At 49.7% G+C, this 18,011-nt stretch carries 18 protein-coding genes; 7 read left to right on the plus strand and 11 right to left on the minus strand.

Features of this window, described 5'->3' with window-relative positions; genetic code table 11:
- The first annotated feature begins 166 nt into the window (after positions 1–166).
- A complete protein-coding gene (gene panP, locus DS731_RS02865) occupies positions 167–1,795 on the plus strand; it encodes a pyridoxal-dependent aspartate 1-decarboxylase PanP (RefSeq protein ID WP_119499912.1) in 1,629 nt (542 codons plus the stop codon).
- A 98-nt stretch (positions 1,796–1,893) separates the two neighbouring features.
- Here the strand turns inward: panP and panC are convergent, their stop codons facing one another.
- From panC to sfsA, 7 genes are all read right to left on the minus strand, one after another.
- Complete coding sequence (gene panC, locus DS731_RS02870; protein ID WP_119499913.1) at positions 1,894–2,742, minus strand: pantoate--beta-alanine ligase; 849 nt, start codon at positions 2,740–2,742, stop codon at positions 1,894–1,896.
- Between the two features lie 3 nt (positions 2,743–2,745).
- Positions 2,746–3,540 (minus strand): 3-methyl-2-oxobutanoate hydroxymethyltransferase, encoded by a 795-nt coding sequence (gene panB / locus DS731_RS02875; protein WP_119499914.1) that lies wholly within the window; start codon positions 3,538–3,540, stop codon positions 2,746–2,748.
- A 61-nt stretch (positions 3,541–3,601) separates the two neighbouring features.
- Positions 3,602–4,105, minus strand: a complete 504-nt coding sequence (folK, locus tag DS731_RS02880; RefSeq protein ID WP_119499915.1) for a 2-amino-4-hydroxy-6-hydroxymethyldihydropteridine diphosphokinase — start codon at positions 4,103–4,105, stop codon at positions 3,602–3,604.
- Positions 4,098–5,420, minus strand: a complete 1,323-nt coding sequence (pcnB, locus tag DS731_RS02885; protein WP_119503273.1) for a polynucleotide adenylyltransferase PcnB — start codon at positions 5,418–5,420, stop codon at positions 4,098–4,100. The genes folK and pcnB overlap by 8 nt, the downstream gene beginning before the upstream one ends.
- A gap of 84 nt (positions 5,421–5,504) precedes the next feature.
- Entirely contained in the window at positions 5,505–6,431 is a 927-nt protein-coding gene (gluQRS, locus tag DS731_RS02890) for a tRNA glutamyl-Q(34) synthetase GluQRS (protein WP_119499916.1), read from the minus strand.
- A 66-nt stretch (positions 6,432–6,497) separates the two neighbouring features.
- Complete coding sequence (dksA, locus tag DS731_RS02895; RefSeq protein WP_119503274.1) at positions 6,498–6,947, minus strand: RNA polymerase-binding protein DksA; 450 nt, start codon at positions 6,945–6,947, stop codon at positions 6,498–6,500.
- A 220-nt stretch (positions 6,948–7,167) separates the two neighbouring features.
- Positions 7,168–7,869: a DNA/RNA nuclease SfsA gene (sfsA, locus tag DS731_RS02900; RefSeq protein WP_119499917.1), complete on the minus strand. Its 702-nt coding sequence runs from the start codon at positions 7,867–7,869 to the stop codon at positions 7,168–7,170.
- A 69-nt stretch (positions 7,870–7,938) separates the two neighbouring features.
- On the opposite strand from sfsA, the gene pepB reads away from it, so the two are divergent.
- A complete protein-coding gene (gene pepB, locus DS731_RS02905; protein WP_119499918.1) occupies positions 7,939–9,222 on the plus strand; it encodes an aminopeptidase PepB in 1,284 nt (427 codons plus the stop codon).
- Between the two features lie 85 nt (positions 9,223–9,307).
- Here the strand turns inward: pepB and DS731_RS02910 are convergent, their stop codons facing one another.
- Positions 9,308–9,490, minus strand: coding sequence for a helix-turn-helix domain-containing protein (locus tag DS731_RS02910; RefSeq protein WP_119499919.1), 183 nt, complete (start codon positions 9,488–9,490; stop codon positions 9,308–9,310).
- A gap of 174 nt (positions 9,491–9,664) precedes the next feature.
- On the opposite strand from DS731_RS02910, the gene DS731_RS02915 reads away from it, so the two are divergent.
- Together DS731_RS02915 and DS731_RS02920 are read left to right on the plus strand one after the other, a co-directional pair.
- Positions 9,665–10,273, plus strand: a complete 609-nt coding sequence (locus DS731_RS02915; protein WP_119499920.1) for a YhgN family NAAT transporter — start codon at positions 9,665–9,667, stop codon at positions 10,271–10,273.
- Complete coding sequence (locus DS731_RS02920; protein ID WP_119499921.1) at positions 10,273–10,851, plus strand: YjaG family protein; 579 nt, start codon at positions 10,273–10,275, stop codon at positions 10,849–10,851. Before DS731_RS02915 ends, DS731_RS02920 begins: the two co-directional genes overlap by 1 nt.
- Positions 10,852–11,158: 307 nt before the next feature.
- Here DS731_RS02920 and rsmD read toward each other — a convergent pair whose 3' ends face one another.
- Complete coding sequence (gene rsmD / locus DS731_RS02925) at positions 11,159–11,749, minus strand: 16S rRNA (guanine(966)-N(2))-methyltransferase RsmD (protein WP_119499922.1); 591 nt, start codon at positions 11,747–11,749, stop codon at positions 11,159–11,161.
- 85 nt (positions 11,750–11,834) lie between these two features.
- On the opposite strand from rsmD, the gene ftsY reads away from it, so the two are divergent.
- Genes ftsY through ftsX form a run of 3 tightly spaced genes read left to right on the plus strand, consistent with a single transcriptional unit; the run spans position 11,835 to position 15,058 of the window.
- The gene (gene ftsY, locus DS731_RS02930) at positions 11,835–13,349 is read left to right on the plus strand and encodes a signal recognition particle-docking protein FtsY (RefSeq protein ID WP_119499923.1); all 1,515 of its coding nucleotides are present in this window, start codon (positions 11,835–11,837) and stop codon (positions 13,347–13,349) included.
- Between the two features lie 42 nt (positions 13,350–13,391).
- Entirely contained in the window at positions 13,392–14,081 is a 690-nt protein-coding gene (ftsE, locus tag DS731_RS02935) for a cell division ATP-binding protein FtsE (protein ID WP_119499924.1), read from the plus strand.
- The gene (ftsX, locus tag DS731_RS02940) at positions 14,078–15,058 is read left to right on the plus strand and encodes a permease-like cell division protein FtsX (RefSeq protein WP_119499925.1); all 981 of its coding nucleotides are present in this window, start codon (positions 14,078–14,080) and stop codon (positions 15,056–15,058) included. Before ftsE ends, ftsX begins: the two co-directional genes overlap by 4 nt.
- Before the next feature lie 81 nt (positions 15,059–15,139).
- Here the strand turns inward: ftsX and DS731_RS02945 are convergent, their stop codons facing one another.
- The gene (locus tag DS731_RS02945) at positions 15,140–16,378 is read right to left on the minus strand and encodes an EAL and HDOD domain-containing protein (RefSeq protein ID WP_119499926.1); all 1,239 of its coding nucleotides are present in this window, start codon (positions 16,376–16,378) and stop codon (positions 15,140–15,142) included.
- Between the two features lie 153 nt (positions 16,379–16,531).
- On the minus strand, positions 16,532–17,749 hold the full coding sequence (locus tag DS731_RS02950; RefSeq protein WP_119499927.1) for an EAL and HDOD domain-containing protein: 1,218 nt from the start codon (positions 17,747–17,749) through the stop codon (positions 16,532–16,534).
- Between the last annotated feature and the right edge of the window lie 262 nt (positions 17,750–18,011).

Consider the following 18,011-nt stretch of genomic DNA (forward strand, 5'->3'; position numbering starts at 1 on the left):
CGTCTTATACTTGGCGCAGGCGTGTTTCCGGGGTAAAGTTCGGCACTTTGTAAGATGCGTGCTAAGTTTTCATTGTCACTGACGATGTTTGTCAGGGTGCAGCCGGTGTTGTACTTTGCCTGTGGCGAAGCGCGGTTTGCTCCAATTTAATTAAGAGGTGTGTGGAGTGGGTGAAGCACAAGTCAGTCTGAAACATCTGTTTCGGGTCTTTACTAAACCTGAACACAAAGACTCAAAGCTCGCACAAATCGAACAGCATTTGTCCGATAACATTCTGGATTTTCTGTCTCAGCACGTAGTGACGAAAAAGACGTCGCTGGAAGAGGTTGAGCAGGACTTTTCTGATCCCTTTGTGCCGGAATCTCCTGAGTTTGTTTCTTCTCACGCTGAGTCGTTGCTGAACAAGCTGGTTGCCCATTCTGTCAATACCTATTCCCCGACCTTTATTGGTCATATGACCTCTGCGTTACCCTATTTTCATTTGCCACTGGCCAAATTGCTGGTGGGCCTGAATCAAAATCTGGTAAAAATCGAAACGTCGAAAGCCTTTACACCCCTTGAGCGGCAGGTACTGGGCATGATGCATAACCTGGTTTATGGCCAGGAAGACAGCTGGTATCAGCAGTATTTGCACAGCGCCAGGCATGCACTGGGAGCGTTCTGCTCTGGTGGTACAGTGGCAAACATTACAGCGCTTTGGGTTGCACGGAATAAAATTCTCGGGCCGGATAAGAAATTTGCTGGTGTGGCTAAGTCAGGTCTGGCTGCTGCTTACCGCCATTATGGTATTAACCAGATGGGCGTGATGTGCTCCCGCCGTGGTCACTACTCATTGTCCAAAGCCGTGGATGTGCTGGGGATCGGACGTGATAACCTTATTACCCTGCCATGCCCGCAACAAACCCTGTCACCTGAACAGGCGCTGGCTGAAGGCCGTCGCTATCAGGAAGAAGGCAATAAGTTGCTGGCTCTGGTTGGTGTTGGTGGTACGACGGAAACCGGTCACGTTGATCCGCTGGATGAGCTGGCAGATGTGGCCCGCGAGTTGGGTTGCTGGTTCCATGTGGATGCTGCCTGGGGTGGCGCTACGTTGTTTTCCGGTACGCACCGGAGCAAGCTTAAAGGCATAGAGCGTGCAGATTCAGTTACCATTGATGCGCATAAGCAAATGTACGTGCCCATGGGCGCTGGTATGGCACTGTTTAAGAATCCTGAAGACGCCAATGCTGTGCGTCATCACGCTCAGTATATTCTGCGTCAGGGTTCGAAAGACTTAGGTGCTACAACGCTGGAAGGCTCCAGAAACGGTATGGCGATGATGGTGTATGCGTCATTACATATCTTTGGCCGCCGGGGTTATGAACTGCTGATCGACCAGAGTATCAGTAAGGCAAAAGCCTTCGCCCGTATGATTTCAGAGCATCCTGATTTTGAACTGGTGACAGCGCCTACATTATCCTTGCTGACTTACCGCGTTTGTCCGCCGGTTATACAGGAAAAACTGAAAACCGCTACTGATGACGAGAAAGCACGCCTGAATCATAAAATCGATGCGCTGGTGGTGAATGTGCAAAAGCTGCAACGTGAAGCCGGTAAATCCTTCGTGTCACGTACCCGTCTTGAAAACCCGGACCTGAATCCGAAGCCGGTAACTGTATTTCGTGTAGTGCTGGCCAATCCGCTGACGACAGAGCAGGATTTAAAGAATATTCTGCAGGAACAGTCTGAAATCGCCCGCGCCCGCCATGCCTGGACAGAGCTGGAGAAAACCATTCCTTCTGCGGTCGCCGGTTAATATCTTCCGGTAAGCTCCGAAACATCGCAGCTAGCTGCGGGATCAAAAAAGCCGCGCAAGGGTATTTCTCCTTTGCGCGGCTTTTGTTTGTGCTTGCGCTACTTGCTGAAGTGAATATTGTCGATGAGACGGGTGTTGCCCAGATACGCAGCGACAAGGATAACAAACTCCGTCGACGCCGCAGTCGCATCGGTTAAGTCAGCAGCATTTTTAACTGCCAGGTAATCCGTGCGGAACCCTGACTTGTTAATGTGAGCACTTACTGTCGATATGAGTGAGTTAAAATCAGTCTCGCCAGCCAGAATTGCCGCTTTCATATCGCACAGTTGCTGATAAATAACCGGTGCAATTTCACGTTCCTGCGCCGTGAGATAACCGTTGCGTGAACTCATTGCCAGGCCGGAGGCCTCTCTTTCCGTCGGCACCCCTTTGATTGACAGACCCATAGATAAGTCTTTCGCCATCAGACGGATAACCTGCAACTGCTGAAAATCCTTTTCACCGAAAAAGGCGGTATCCGGAGAAACCATATTAAACAGTTTACAAACAATGGTAGCGACACCACGGAAATGTCCCGGACGACTTTCGCCACAAAGGATAGAGGAAATGCCCGGGACTTCGACAAAGGTTTGCTGCTCAAGGCCTCTGGGATACATTTCTGCCACTGATGGCAGAAAAACAGCATCCACGCCAAGGCTTTCGAGCTTTTCTTTATCTGCATCCAGTGTGCGGGGATAGTTATCCAGATCTTCATTTTTCCCGAATTGCATCGGATTGACGAAAATCGATACCACCACAATATCGCACTCAGCTTTCGCTGCACGCACAAGCTGCAGATGGCCGTTGTGTAAATTACCCATCGTCGGCACAAAGCCGACAGTTTTACCTGCCTGGACCCATGCGCTGCGTTGCGCACGCAAGTCTTCAACCGTTGTCAGAGATTTCATGAATTACTCGAAGCTGTGAGAGGCGCCCGGGAAAGCACCGCTTTGAACATCGCTGATATACTTTTGCACCGCTTTTCGCATATCACCGGTTTCTGCCAGAAAGTTCTTAGAGAACTTCGGCATGTAATTGGCTGAGATGCCGAACATATCGTGCATCACCAGAATCTGTCCGTCAGTACCGGCTCCTGCACCAATACCGATAACCGGAATGGACAGTGCTTCAGACACTTTTTTACCTAGAGAGGTCGGCACACACTCCAGCACCAGCAACTGCGCGCCGGCTTTTTCCAGCGCAAGGGCATCTTCAAGGAGTTTTGCTGCTTTATCTTCTTCACGGCCCTGTACTTTAAAGCCGCCAAAAACATGAACCGACTGCGGGGTAAGACCAAGGTGTCCGCACACAGGAACACTGCGCTCTACCAGGCCTCTGACAGTCTCTGCCAGCCACGCACCGCCTTCAATTTTCACCATGCTGGCACCGGCAGCCATCAGTCTGGCAGCGTTCTGATAAGCATGTTCAGGTGTGTCATAAGACATAAAAGGCATATCAGAAAGCACAAAAGCCCGTTTCGTACCTTTTCTCACCGCGCGGGTGTGATAAGCGATATCGTCTGTGGTGACGGGCAGGGTGTCTTCTTCACCTTGCAGCACCATGCCCAGTGAGTCACCGATAAGCAGGACATCAATATTCTGTTCATCGAACATTTTGGCAAAGCTTGCGTCATAGGCGGTGAGGGCGGTTATCTTCTCGCCGGCTGCTTTTTTGGTTTGAAGACCGGAAATGGTGATTTTTTTCATGGGAACAACCTCATTTGACACACCCCTGAGGGTGTTGAACAGATTGCGAACTATACGGATTTTAAGACTGATTGGAAGGCGTTATACGCCGAAGTCCCTCAAGATTGCAGCGGGACACCCATAAGGCGATGGGGTTACCGTCCGGCATGATCATCGATGGCGCAATTTCAAACAGCGGCACCATCACAAACTCCCTGGCGGCCATACCATAGTGAGGCAGGGTTAACTCAGCGGTGTTCATCTCGGTGTTGCCGTAAAGCAGCATGTCTAAATCAAGGGTTCGGGGGCCCCAGCGCTCACCTTTGCGCTCACGGCCATGACGGTTTTCAATATTCTGTAATGCCCGTAATAGTTCCACGGGTTCCAGTGCCGTTTCCAGCAGGCACACTGCGTTAATATAGTCCGGTTGATCCTGCGGACCCATAGGAGAGGAACAATACAGAGATGAACGGGCCAGAACACGGGTGTCGGTCAGTTCGCCCATAGCCTTTGTGGCAGCCTCAAGGGTTGCACCTGAATCGCCCAGATTACTGCCCAGACCAATGTAAACGTGTTCTTTATGCATTACCGGCATCCCGTTTTTCAGGTGAGCGGCGGCGTCGCTTTCGCGGGCCTGATGACTTGCTGCCTTCCGACTGGCGCAATGCGTTCAGCAACTTTTTCTGCTTACCCTGGTCAGCGTGCTGGAATTCGGTCCACCAGTCAGCCAGTTCCATTGTATTACCACCTTCAATTTCGCCGCGGGCATGCAGGAAGTCATAACCGGCACGGAATTTAGGGTGCGACAGCAACTGAAATGCACGGCGGCCAAAGCGTCGTGGTAACCGTTGTTGCAGGATCCAGATATCCCGGATAACCGTGGAGAAACGTTTCGGGATCATAATACGTTGCACCTGACGGTGAATCACTTCACCAGAGGCAATATTGAAGGCGTCGTGCTGATTCAGGCCGCTTTCTGCCTGCAGCTTCTGCGCATGTTCTTCCAGCGGATACCATAGCAATGCCGCGTACAGGAAAGCCGGTGTTACCCGCTGGTTGCTGTTGATGCGCTCATCGGTATTTTCCAGTACTTTAAGAATAAACTGGCACTCACGGCTGTCAGGGTTTTTCGCGATGCTTTCTAACTGCGGGAATAACGGCGTTAACAGCCCGTATTGCTGCAATAAGCGAAAGGTTTGCACACCGGCGCCGCCGAGGAACAGCTTCAGGGTTTCTTCAAATAATCTTGCCGGCGGAATGTTTGCCAGTAAGTGCGCCAGCTCAGGGATGGGCTTCGCTGTGCGGGGCGTAATCGTCATATCCAGCTTGGCAGCAAAACGGATAGCACGCAGCATGCGAACCGGATCTTCACGGTAGCGGGTTTCCGGGTCCCCAATTAAGTCTACTTCGCGGTTTTTAACGGCATCGCGGCCACGGGCGAAGTCGGTAACTGTAAAGTCAGCCACGCTGTAGTACATGGCATTGAACGTGAAGTCACGGCGTTCGGCGTCTTCTTCGATAGTACCGAACACGTTATCCCGGACCAGCTGGCCCTGTGCGTCCTGCTGACCCAGTTTATTGTCTGATTCGCCTTCACTGTGGTGACCCCGGAAAGTGGCAACCTCAATGATTTCCCTGCCGAATACAATGTGGGCAAGACGGAAACGGCGGCCGATCAGCCGGCAGTTTTTGAACAGACTTTTAATTTGTTCCGGTGTGGCATTGGTAACGACATCAAAGTCTTTTGGCAGTTTACCCAGCATAAGGTCGCGGACACAGCCACCCACCAGGTACGCTTCAAAACCGGATTTATTCAGGCGGTACAGCACTTTCAGCGCGTTATCACTGATGTCTTCCCGTGAAATACCATGCTCGGCACGGGGAAGGGTATAGGCCTGTATCGTTGCTTCTGAGGCCGGGTCTTTACTTAATACCCGTTTTACCGTTTTAAACACGCGCGTAATGATGATACTGTCTCCGAAAAATTAAATGCCACAAAAAATAAAGGGTCTATGATAAGTGGATTCTGACGCAGCGACAATAATTTCGCGCTGCCTTGGTATTCTATCACAATCCCAGTGTTCAACAGCCCATTGTAGCACTTCCGCCGGCGGGGCATTTATACCATCTTCCGGAAGAGCTAAGCCTAAGAAGGTCAGTGCTGCGGCGAGGTTTTCCGACGGTGTTGAGTTATTGAGGGCTGCAGCATGATTCTGCTTACTCAGTTTACGACCTTCAGACACAGAGGCCACCGGAACATGGGCATACGCCGGGGCACTTGCCTGCAGTAACCGGTAAAGGCTTAAGTGCGTTGCCGTTGTGGTAAGCAAATCGCTGCCCCGCACTATATGGGTAACACCCTGGTGTATATCGTCGGCCACCACCACCAGATTGTAAGAAAATAATCCGTCGCGACGTTTAAGCACGGTGTCTTCAAGGGCGTGGGCGTCGGTAACGTGTACCTGTCCCATAATACGATCATCAAACCGGGTGACCGGAGAGGTCATCTTTAACCGGATTGCTGTACCGTCACCAGTGAGATGTTTATCTCTGCAGGTGCCGGGGTATGTGCCGCCGGCTTCTTTAATCATCTTTCTCGTGCAACTGCACCGGTATGCCAGGCCTTGCCGGATAAACTGGTCTGTGAGCGCCTGATAACGGGCATGTTCTGCGGACTGATACATGACTTCACCGTCCCAGTGAAGATGGTGAGCTTCAAGTGTGTCCAGAATGAGTTTGTCGGCACCGCCAACGCAGCGGGGTTCGTCTATGTCTTCCATTCGCAGTAACCACTGCCCGTGATGATGTCTGGCATCAAGAAAGCTGGCAAGGGCGGCTATCAGCGAACCGAAATGAAGAGGACCTGAGGGAGAAGGGGCAAATCTGCCGGTATAAGAATGATGACCCGTCATAATATTACGAGTAAAAATGACTTAAGGCGCGGGTTTCAGACCGGCGCCCTGAGTATCAGAAAAGCGTTAGCCCTGAAGCTGCTTTTCTTTGATTTCAGCCATTGTTTTACAGTCGATACATAAATCAGCTGTAGGGCGTGCTTCCAGACGGCGGATACCAATTTCGATACCGCACTGATCACAGAAACCGAAATCATCGTCCTCAATGCGACGCATGGTTTTCTCGATTTTCTTAATCAGTTTACGTTCGCGGTCACGTGTACGCAGTTCAAGGCTGAATTCTTCTTCCTGCGCTGCACGGTCGACAGGATCAGGGAAGTTGGCAGCTTCGTCTTTCATGTGCGTTACAGTACGGTCTACTTCTTCACGCAACTGATCACGCCATGCTTTAAGCAACAAACGGAAATGCTCCATTTGCGCATCGTTCATGTATTCTTCGTCAGGCTTTGGCTGGTAAGGCTCAAGGCCGGCTAAGGCTAAAAGGCCCAGGGATTTCGTTTCTTTTCCTGTTGGCATGTGCCACATCTCCTACACTACGACACCCATATGTCCTGAACAACCGGGAATCTATAGCAGAATCGCTATGTTCAGGCAACCTTTGGTGTCAAAGTTACCCTTCCGTTATTTAATGCATCCATTGCTCTTCGAATGCAAAACGCCGGTGGCGTCTGTGCACCACAACGGTAAAAAGCAAGCCGCAAATATGGCGTTCCTTTGAGAAATTGCAACCCCTTTTTCACAAAATTACTGGTAGTGATTGATTTACCTTAATATTTTGTTCGTTGATTTCGCAACCTAAAGCGATGATTTGCATTCCTTTATCGTGCGCAACCTTTACGGCTGCGGCATAGTTTGGATCAATATGTTCTGCAACCCGTACTTCACGTATACCAGTATGCTGCACGCAAAACACCAGAGTCGCCGGCACGCCCGCTGCGGCCAGATTACCCAGTGTCTCACAGTGTTTGGCGCCGCGGGTTGTTCTGGCATCGGGAAAGTAGCCTTTTCCCGCCTCCAGCAGAGTGACAGACTTCACTTCTATATAGGCATCGCCCCGGGCGGTTGTGATTCGAAAATCGAAGCGGCTGTCGGCACCGGGTGGTGTCACCTCTGCTTTCCAGTCCTGTACATGAGAAAATTCGGCAATGGCCTTGTTATCCAGTGCTTCCGCTACCAGTTTATTAGCATTGTGTGTATTGATGCCGATGAAGTGTCCGTCAAAGGTTCTTGCTAACTCCCAGGTGTAGGCCAGTTTGCGCTTGGGATTATTCGACGGGCTGAGCCAGACCTCGTAACCCGGTTCGGCGCAGCCAGTCATTGCACCGGTATTCGGACAATGCGCAACCACTTCTTCGCCTGAATCCAGGGTTACATCGGCAAGAAACCGTTTGTAACGACGAATAAGCTTTCCGTGAAGTAAAGGCGTAGTAAACTGCATACAAATAACCAGTCAATTTGATTGTCTGAAGATAAAGAACACATTGTAACAAGCTAATAAGGAATTGTTATGTCGATTTTTTCTGTGTCACTTTCCACCGGAAAGGCACCGGCTCACTGGGGCGAAAATGCCAGATTAAGCATGACAGCAGACGGTGCTGTTATCCATGTAAATGAAAATGGCGACAGCACAAGATTGATTCGTCAGGCGGGCCGTCGCATCGACGGACTCGGCATCGCTGAAGTTCAGCTGACCGGTAACTGGTCTAAAGAGCAACAATGGGCTTTTGCCCTGAGCTATACCCGTGCGAGAAAGCCCGGCTCAATCCGCTGGGCAGACACCGGCGATGTTGCTGAGTTAGATAAAGCGTATGCTGCCTTGTTATTTACCCGCAGTCTGGTGAACGACACCCCTGAAGATTTATCACCTGAAACCCTTGCAGGTCGTGCAGCACAGTGGATCCAGTCGCTGGGCGGAGATAAGGTCTCTTACAGTATGACAGTGGGTGAAGCACTACAGAAAGCCGGCTGGACCGGCATTTATAACGTGGGTCGTGGCAGCGAGCGTCAGCCGGTGTTACTGGAGCTGGACTATAACCCCACCGGCAACAACGATGCACCGGTCGATGCTGTGCTGGTAGGTAAAGGCATCACCTTTGACAGTGGTGGTTACAGTATTAAATCCAGTGAAGGGATGCTGGATATGAAATGTGATATGGGCGGCGCGGCAACAGTAACCGGAGCCCTTGGACTGGCTATCAGCCAGGGGCTTAAAAAGCGTGTGAAACTGCTTTTATGTTGCGCTGAAAACCTGATTAGCGGTCACGCATACAAGTTGGGCGATGTACTGACCTATAAAAACGGGCTTACTGTAGAAATCGTCAATACCGATGCAGAAGGTCGTCTGGTGCTTGCTGATGGCTTGATCCGTGCCACTGAAACCGGTGCTCCCCTCATTATTAACGCGGCAACGCTGACCGGTGCGGCAACGGTTGCATTAGGGAATGACTACCATGCAGTTTTCAGTATGGATGATGACGCCAGACAAGCGATGCTTGAAGCAGGTAAAGCCGAGGGGGAGGGCTTCTGGCCATTGCCGCTGGAAAAATGGCATCAGGATAAGTGTCCGTCTGCTTTTGCTGATACTGCCAACAGTCGTCCGATGAAAGGTGGCGGTGGTGGCGGCGCCTCAAATGCAGCCGGCTTCTTATCCCGTTTTGTTAATGAAGAAGGTAAGGGCTGGGTACACCTGGATCTGGCTGCAGCTTACAACGGCAGCGCTACACCGGAAATGCCGGCAGGTGCAACAGGTATCGGTATCCGCAGTATCGCGCGAATGTTGCAGCAGTACTGAACACTGATTGACAGATAAAGAAAAGCCCCCGGTCTTTACGAATAAGGCGGGGGGCTTTTTCATTCTGAATTAAAAATGAAGCAGGTCAGATGCCGCCTAACCGTTCAGCCAGCACTTTATAACGCTCCACATCGCCCTTATCGAACAGCGGTTTACCTTCGCTGTCCTTCTCTTTTGCAACTAAAAGGCTTTCTCTTTCAAGGCGCTCTACGCGGATAGGCTGTACGTCAAGAAATGTCGCCACTTCTTCAATAGACATCAAACTCATAGTTCTCATTCCTGTCTGATTAGATAGTAAAATCAACGCGTAAATGCGACAATCCTGCGCTTATCTATCATTCTTATTTACGCTGTTGGCTAAATTTCCGTTTTTTAACCGGAAATCTAAACATAGCAGCGGGTCCGGGTAAGTCCAATTACACTTTAGGGGAGAATTTCTTTCATGGATACGTGGTCTGCGGCCATCATGTTATTTCTGATCATGGATCCACTGGGGAATCTGCCGGTGTTTATGTCGGTGCTGAAGACCATCGAGCCTAAACGACGCCGCGTCATACTGGTAAGGGAACTGGTATTTGCACTTATCATTTTGCTGATATTTCTGTTCAGCGGTCAGGCTGTGTTGGATTTTCTGAATGTCCGTCAGGAAACCGTGAGTATTGCCGGTGGTATCATTCTGTTCCTGATTGCCCTGAAAATGATATTTCCTCCGCAGTCGGGTAACGCGCTGGGGCTGGCCGTGGGTGAAGAGCCGTTTCTTGTTCCGCTGGCAATACCTATGATTGCGGGACCGTCGACCCTGGCTGCACTGATTCTGATTGCTAACCAGGCGCCGGACAGAATGACGGACTGGACGATTGCATTAGGGGCAGCCTGGGTGATCAGCGCGATCATTTTGCTATTCTCTGAAGTGTTTCACCGCTTATTGGGTGAGCGCGGCTTAACCGCCATGGAACGTCTGATGGGGATGATACTGGTGATGATTTCAATACAAATGTTTTTAGATGGTGTCAGCCATTACTTTCAACATGCTTCCGGAGCGATACAATAATGAAAAAACTGTCTACATTTGCACGGGTGAGACAACTGGAAGGATGGCGTGCCGTTGCCTTCAGCGCTGCGCTGCTGGAGCGGATGTTACCGAATTATGCGTTATTTAAAGAAGTCACGGGCTTTGATGATGAGGGCGTTTGCAAAAACTGTTTGTCTTTGTTGTGGGAATCGGTACGCAGCCCGAAAAGCAAAATCAACTTTTCTGTTCAGCTTGAGAAAGTAGAGTGCGTCACCCCTGATACCGCAGATTACGACACCTTCGGTGTTTATCCTGCTATTGATGCGACAATAGCTCTGGCTGCGGCGATTGGCCTTGTGCTGAAGCAGGATCTGCAAGGGGCTGTGGTGGTCAGTAAGCTGTCGCAGGGTAGTGTGGAAGCCTACCTGCTGGCATCCGGTGTTGACGAAGAAGACATTAAAGGCCATCCGCTGATGGTATTTGAAGTAGAGCTGCAAAATGCCATGCTCGACCTGCTGGAAAAAGAAGGCAGTCCGCTGTCCACCTGTGACGAACTCAAAGCCCTCGCTCTCGAAGAAGGCATCTCCAACATCGGCCTCGAAATCAATCCTGAGTGAGCCCTTTCGGCGGTATCGGCGTGTAGTTCGGGAACACGCCGTAAATCCATCCCTGGAGGCTTGGCAGTCGCATCCCTGCGACTGACAGTTCCCGAACTACACACCTTCACCGCCTGTGGGCTCACTGCGTGCAGCAGTGCTCGACTGCCGCATCCCTGCGGCAGACGGTTTCCGGCAACAATGACTTCCTTCGACTACGCGCTCTGGTTGACATCATCAGGGATGCCGGGCTTCACCGCCTGCGGGCTCACTGCGTGCAGCAGTGCCCGACAACCGCATCAACGCTACCTCCGGCTTAACCGCTCAATCAGTCTTCCAGTGATAGCAAGCAGTACATCACCTGTGCGAGTTTCTTTTCTTTAACTACCTGCAGGCGTTCGCTGATGAGCGGGGAGGGGGCGTTTATTTCCTGTTCGACGTAAATTACACCGTCGGGTTTCAGTAGGTTCCGGCTTAGGATGACTTGCAGAACCGGTTCAACGAGGCCGTGATTGAAGGGTGGATCGATGAAAATAATATCGAACTGTTTGTCTGCGGAAGACAATACCTGAACAGCATCGCCATTGATCACTTCACCATTTGCAGACATTGCTGAAAGGTTGGTTTTCAGTTGTGCGGCCACATTTCTGTCTTTCTCAATGAATGTGCAATGTCCTGCATAGCGGGAAAGTGCTTCAAAGCCGAGTCCGCCTGAGCCTGCAAAAGCGTCGAGACAGTGAGCGTCGGGTAAATCATGCATTAGCCAGTTGAACAGGGTTTCTTTGTTCCTGTCTGTAGTGGGACGTAACCCGTCCACATCTGCCACTGGCAGTTTCCGGCCGCGATACTGACCTGAAATGATCCTGACGTTGCCTGATTTCGTCTTTTGTGTCTGAGGCTTTCTGGATACTCGCTTCATAGGGGCTGACAATGTATGATAACGGCTATTGAAAGCCGGCCAGTGTAGCCGAATTTTGCCGATTTACTAAGGATTTGACCAAACAATGTCGAAACTTTTTGGCTGGTTCAGAAAGAACAAGCAACCTGAAAAAGAACAAAGTGAAGTAAAGCCGCAGGAAAGCACCGCGGTTGAGACGCCAGAAACAGAAGTGCCTGAGTCCGCGCAAAGCAATGTTGAAGCGGATGCCCCTGCCGGAGAAACTAAACCTGAAGATGCTGTACTTAAAGAGCCTGTAGTTGAAGCGAAAGTGGATACGCCGGTTGAACCGCAGGATATCGTTAAGGCTCAGCCCGAAAGCCCTGCTGCAGTGCAGCCTGAACCCGAAGTACCGGCATTTGATGAGCCTGCACCGGAGCCGCTGATACAGAAAACTGATCCTGATGAAGCGTCCGGACCAGGATGGGTTGAGTCAGAAAAGCCTGTGCAGCAGGTAAAACAAGACGAAGTTCAGCCGGAAGTTGTTTCTGACGAAGATATTACGCCGGAAGAGATGACGCCGGAAGAGATGACGCCGGTTGTCGCCGCCGTGCCTGAACCTCAACCTGAACCTGAACCGGAAGTAGGATCTGAGCCGGAACCGGTTGTTAAAGCAAAGCCCGAAGCCAAAGAAGAGAAAAAATCTCTTTTCAGCCGTCTGAAAGCCAGCTTATCGCGCACTAAAACAAACCTTGGCAGTGGCTTTATCAGTTTGTTTCGCGGCAAAGCCATCGACGATGATTTGTATGAAGAACTGGAAACCCAGTTGCTGGTGGCTGATGTGGGCATGGACACCACGCAAAAAATCATCAACAAACTCACAGACAGTGCCAAACGTTCGCAACTCAAGGACGCTGAGGCGCTGGTGGATATCCTTAAAGGCCAGATGCGTGAGATGCTAAAATCTGTTGAGCGCCCGCTGGCTGAAGATATGAAACAGCATGATGCGGGTAGCGGACCATACGTCATTCTGATGGTGGGCGTTAACGGTGTGGGTAAAACCACCACCATCGGTAAACTGGCAAAACAGTTCCAGCAACAGGGTAAGAAAGTCATGCTGGCTGCGGGTGATACCTTCCGTGCTGCCGCCGTTGAACAGCTTCAGGTTTGGGGAGAGCGTAACAAGATCCCTGTTATCGCCCAGCCAACAGGCTCAGACAGTGCATCTGTATTGTATGACGCACTGGAAGCCGCAAAATCCCGTGGTACAGATATTCTTATCGCGGATACCGCCGGCCGCCTGCAGAATAAAAATAATCTGATGGAAGAACTGAAAAAAGTGGTTCGGGTAATGAAGAAACTCAATCCGGACGCGCCTCATGAAGTCATGCTCACATTAGATGCAGGAACGGGCCAGAATGCAGTAAGTCAGGCGAAGCTGTTCAACGAAGCCGTTGGTCTGACAGGTTTGACGCTCACTAAACTTGATGGTACTGCTAAAGGCGGCGTGATTTTCTCTATCGCCGACCAGTTCGGTATTCCAATCCGTTACATTGGTGTGGGTGAGGGAATTGACGACCTGCGCACATTTAACGGCGATGAATTCATCGACGCACTTTTCAGTGAGAGCGAAAACGATTAACGTAGAGAATTCAGTATCCTTTCGTCGTTGCAGGATTAGCAGATGATCAAATTTGAGCAGGTAAGTAAAACCTACCCCGGTGGTCAGCGCGCACTGTCAAAAGTGAGCTTTCACATTGAACCGGGTGAGATGGCTTTTCTTACCGGCCACTCCGGCGCGGGGAAAAGCACGCTGCTCAAATTAATCAGTATTATGGAACGCCCCAGTGTGGGCAAGGTACTGATTAACGGTCACGATCTGAACGAAATAAAACGCCGGCAGATAGCGTTTATCCGCCGGGATATCGGCATGATCTTCCAGAGCCCGCATTTGCTGGACTCAAAATCAGTTTTCGATAATGTGGCGCTGCCACTTATTATTGAAGGCTATACCCGTAAAGAAACCTCTAAGCGTGTTGAAGCTGCGCTGGAAATGGTGGGATTGCGGGATAAAGCCCGCAGTTTGCCAATGATGTTGTCAGGCGGTGAAGCTCAGCGCGTCGGCATCGCCCGTGCTGTGGTTAATAAGCCGCCTCTGTTGTTGGCTGACGAACCCACCGGTAACCTCGATCCCAAGTTATCTATGGAAATCATTCGTCTGTTTGAAGACTTCAACCAGGCCGGTGTTTCTGTGTTTGTTGCGACCCACGATCTCGGGCTTATAGCCCGGATGAAGTACCGCACACTCACGTTGAGAAACGGGCAGATGATCACCGACGGATTGTCTGAGGAACAGGGAGGAAACTGGGCATGAGTATTTTATTCAAAGGCCGCTCTCAGGGAGCCAGTGATACCCGTATTGGCATCGTTCAGGTTATCAGCGCGTTCTTCATCAGCCATGTCCGTCAGGCTTTAGGCAGCCTCGGGGAATTGTGGCGTCAGCCGGCCGCATCGTTAATGACTATTGCGGTGCTTGGTCTGAGCATAACCTTACCGGGCACACTCTACATTCTGGTTAAAAATACTGAAAAAATCAGCGCAGGCTGGGATCAGGCCTCGGAAATCTCCTTGTTTTTGAAAGAAGACACACCATCAGCCAGCGCGCAGCAACTGGTTGCCAGGCTGAACACCTGGACGGAGATAGACAGCGTTACGTTTATCCCCGCAGATGATGCTTTGAAGGAGTTTCAGCATTTATCCGGACTGGGTGATGCTATCGCCTATCTGGAGTCCAATCCTTTACCTGATGTGGTGCTGGTGACGCCGGACGAGAAACATGCTTCACCTACAGCCGCCAGGTTATTGCTTGAAAAGCTCAAAGATCAGCGTGAAGTCGACATTGGTAAGCTGGATATTGAATGGCTTGAGCGCTTGTATGCGCTGCTGGATATTGCCAGAGAGCTGGTGTCGCTCATTGGCGTATTGTTGTTTGTTTCTGTGGTACTGATCATTGGTAACACCATCAGGCTGAACATCCTTAGCAAGCGGGAAGAAATTCTGGTGATGAAACTGGTGGGCGCGACTGACGCATTTATTCACCGCCCGTTTTTATATACCGGTTTCTGGTACGGATTGTTGGGTGGTTTGATTGCCTGGTTCGCCGTCATCATTATCTTATGGTGGATGGACAGCAGTATTCAGGCATTTGCGACGCTCTATCAGAAAGAATTCAATATTACCGGTCTGTCCGGTACTGCCTTACTGACGATGCTGGGTTTGTCGATTTTGTTGGGTCTTCTTGGTTCATTGATGTCAGTACAGCGGCATGTCAGAGAAATCGAACCGCAATAACCGCATCATTCCCCTGTTTTAAACGGCTGAACAGGTCACTTTCTCCGTGTATCCGGTAACCTGTTTTCTCTGCATAACCCCTCAGCGCATGACCGGTTTAGGGAAATATGCCGAGATGGTGGACCGGACGCCGTTTCCCCACTGAATAGCCTGATTGTAAAGTACGTGAAGCTGCTTCTGGTCGATATCCAGCACTTTGGACTGCTTAATAATATTCATCCACAGGGCACCCTCGAACGCTCTTGCCAGCGCCACATAGCTGTTAAATTCGCTGGATTTACCCAACAACGCATCATTCACTTCGTCGGTCAGCGGCAGTTGTTTAAGAACGTCAGGCATATCCTGATCAAGCAGTGCATCCAGCAGTGAAAACAGACCTATCAGGAAGCCGATTGGCGGATTCGTGTTAATGCCGCGCTGCTGAGAAACCAAATCGAAGAATTTCGCCCGCACCAGTGACATATGGAGCAGCTCCAGTGGTTTATTGTCACTTAAATTGGCCAGCGATAATAAAGCGATGAACTTCTTAATTTCCACTTCGCCCATGTAAGTCAGGGCATGTTTTAGTGAGGTGATTTTGTAACGTTTGTTGATTGCCGGGTTATTAATAAATTTGAGTAGCAGGAAACTGAGAGCAGCGTCACGCTCAATGATCTGGTTGATCCGGCTGATGTTAAAGTCGTTGCGGGCACTTTCTCCCATCAAATCAACCAGGTTCATCTTCGAAGCCGGCAAGTGACGATGGAGTCGCGCTTCCGGCAGGGCGAAGAAATAGCCCTGGAAGAAATCAAACCCGAGAGAGCGGCAACTGTCGAAATCTTCGTGGGTGTTTACCTGTTCCGCCACCAGTTTGATATTGGCATCAAGATAACGGGGGATATTCTTTTCAATCAGATCGTAGTTCGTTTTGGTGACATCAACTTTAACCACATCAATCAACGGAAAAATGTCCTGCTTGCCGCTCAGCATCATGGGATCATCAATGGCCAGACTGAATCCGAGATGTTTAATATGCGTGCAGGCTTCCAGTAATCCCGGTGTCGGTGCCATGGGTTCATTCAGCTGCACGACAACAGACTCGGGATTTAAGGAGGTAGGAAAGCGGGAAATCAGAGTGTCCGGATTAAAGTGAATAAACGATTTCTTTTCACCGGAAATATCGTCCAGCCCTAACGGATGGAAATGTTGAGCTATATATTTTGCTTTGTCCGGCTCTAATTCGGGGTAAGCGCCGCTTTTGCCGTCACGGAACAAAAGCTCATACGCGAAAACATCCTTTTCACGGTCTAAAATAGGCTGGCGTGCAATAAATGCGAACATACGACCTGACAATCCCTTCAACAATGGTAACGACAACTTTAAAAGTTGACTGCTCATAACACGGCATGAGCATGATGATATCAACTTTATCTTATGGGCCGCAGATTATCTATGCTCACGTAATTCTTTTCACTTATACAATGGGCGGAATTATTAATTAATACTATTTTCCATTGCGCCGGCCCATTTTAGTGACGAGTTATACATACCATGAAGGGTGGTCTGGCGAATACCATATTTCTTTGAGAAGGCTTTTATTGTGGACCAGCGTGCGGACTCAATATGTTTTGCCAGCAAAAGGCAATCACTCAGCATACCCGGATTACCTTGTAAAGCGTGCTTCACTTCTTCACTTACCGGTACTTTCTCCAGTAATTCGCTCATGGGTTGCAGCATCATGGCATCCAGCAATGACAGCAAGCCGGCGAGAAAACTGGCGGGAGAATCGTTCAGTTCGTTCATTCCTGTAACCAGCAAACTGCAGAACTTTGCTCTGACGAGGGATAGTTGTAACAGTTCCCGCGGACTGTCATTGTTCAGGTTTGCCAGTGCGATCAGTGATACGAACTTTTTCACTTCATTTTCACCAAGGTAATTCAGTGCGTGGCGCAAATCTTTTACCTTTATCCGTTTATTGTAAAAAGGATTGTTTATAAAGCGAAGTAACAGAAATGTCAGTGATGCATCTTTGTTGATAATGTTATTGATGCGGTCGAAATCCAGCGGGGATTGATTACATGCGCTGATAAGCGCAAGCATATTCATCTGAGCAGGGATAATTTGTTTATGACGGACGAGCTCCGGCCGTGCCAGAAAGTAACCCTGAAAGTAGTGAAAGCCCAACTCTCTGAAACGTTCGAATTCGGCGTAAGTTTCAACTTTCTCGGCGAGCAGCTTGATTTCATACTGTCTTATTTCCGGTAGCAAAGAAAGGATCCTTTCCTCTTTCATTGTACGGATATCAAACTTTATAACCTGAACGTAAGGCAATAGTGGCCGCCATTTTTCGTCAGCGTCAAAATCATCAAGTGCCAGTTCAAACCCTACCTCCCGAAGGTGCCGGCATGCAGCAATGAGAGCCTCATCTACCTCGACGGTTTCCAGGATCTCAATCATCACCATTGAAGGATCCAGCGATGTGGGAAAGCGATGAATTAATGTGTCGCGATGAAAATTAATGAAAGCTGTCTTTCCGCCTGTTATTTCATCGAGGCCTATTCCCAGGTGAGTTGAGCTGATTATTTTCGATGTGGCTTCATTTGGATCGATATCTGGAAATCCGTTACTTTTTCCATCGCGAAAGAGGATCTCATAAGCGATAACATTCAGTGCCGTGTCAAAAATTGGCTGTCTGGCGACAAAAGAGAACATACATACCTCCTGTATGATCTGTTTCCGTTATTATTATTTTGTTAGTTTTGACCGGCATGAATCTCATTATGTGTGTCTGTCGTATACACAAGCGAACATTTACAGCTGTCAATTACTACCCCATGGATTTAGCGTATACATTTGAAGGATCAGGAAAAATTGGTATTTCGTCTAATTTCCGTGCTAAACGCGGTGAGTGGACTGATTTGAGAGACTAATTACATGACAGAACGTTTATCGATATCTATCGTTTACTCTGTCG

The sequence above is a fragment of the Alteromonas sp. RKMC-009 genome (assembly GCF_003584565.2).
Classification (GTDB): domain Bacteria; phylum Pseudomonadota; class Gammaproteobacteria; order Enterobacterales; family Alteromonadaceae; genus Alteromonas.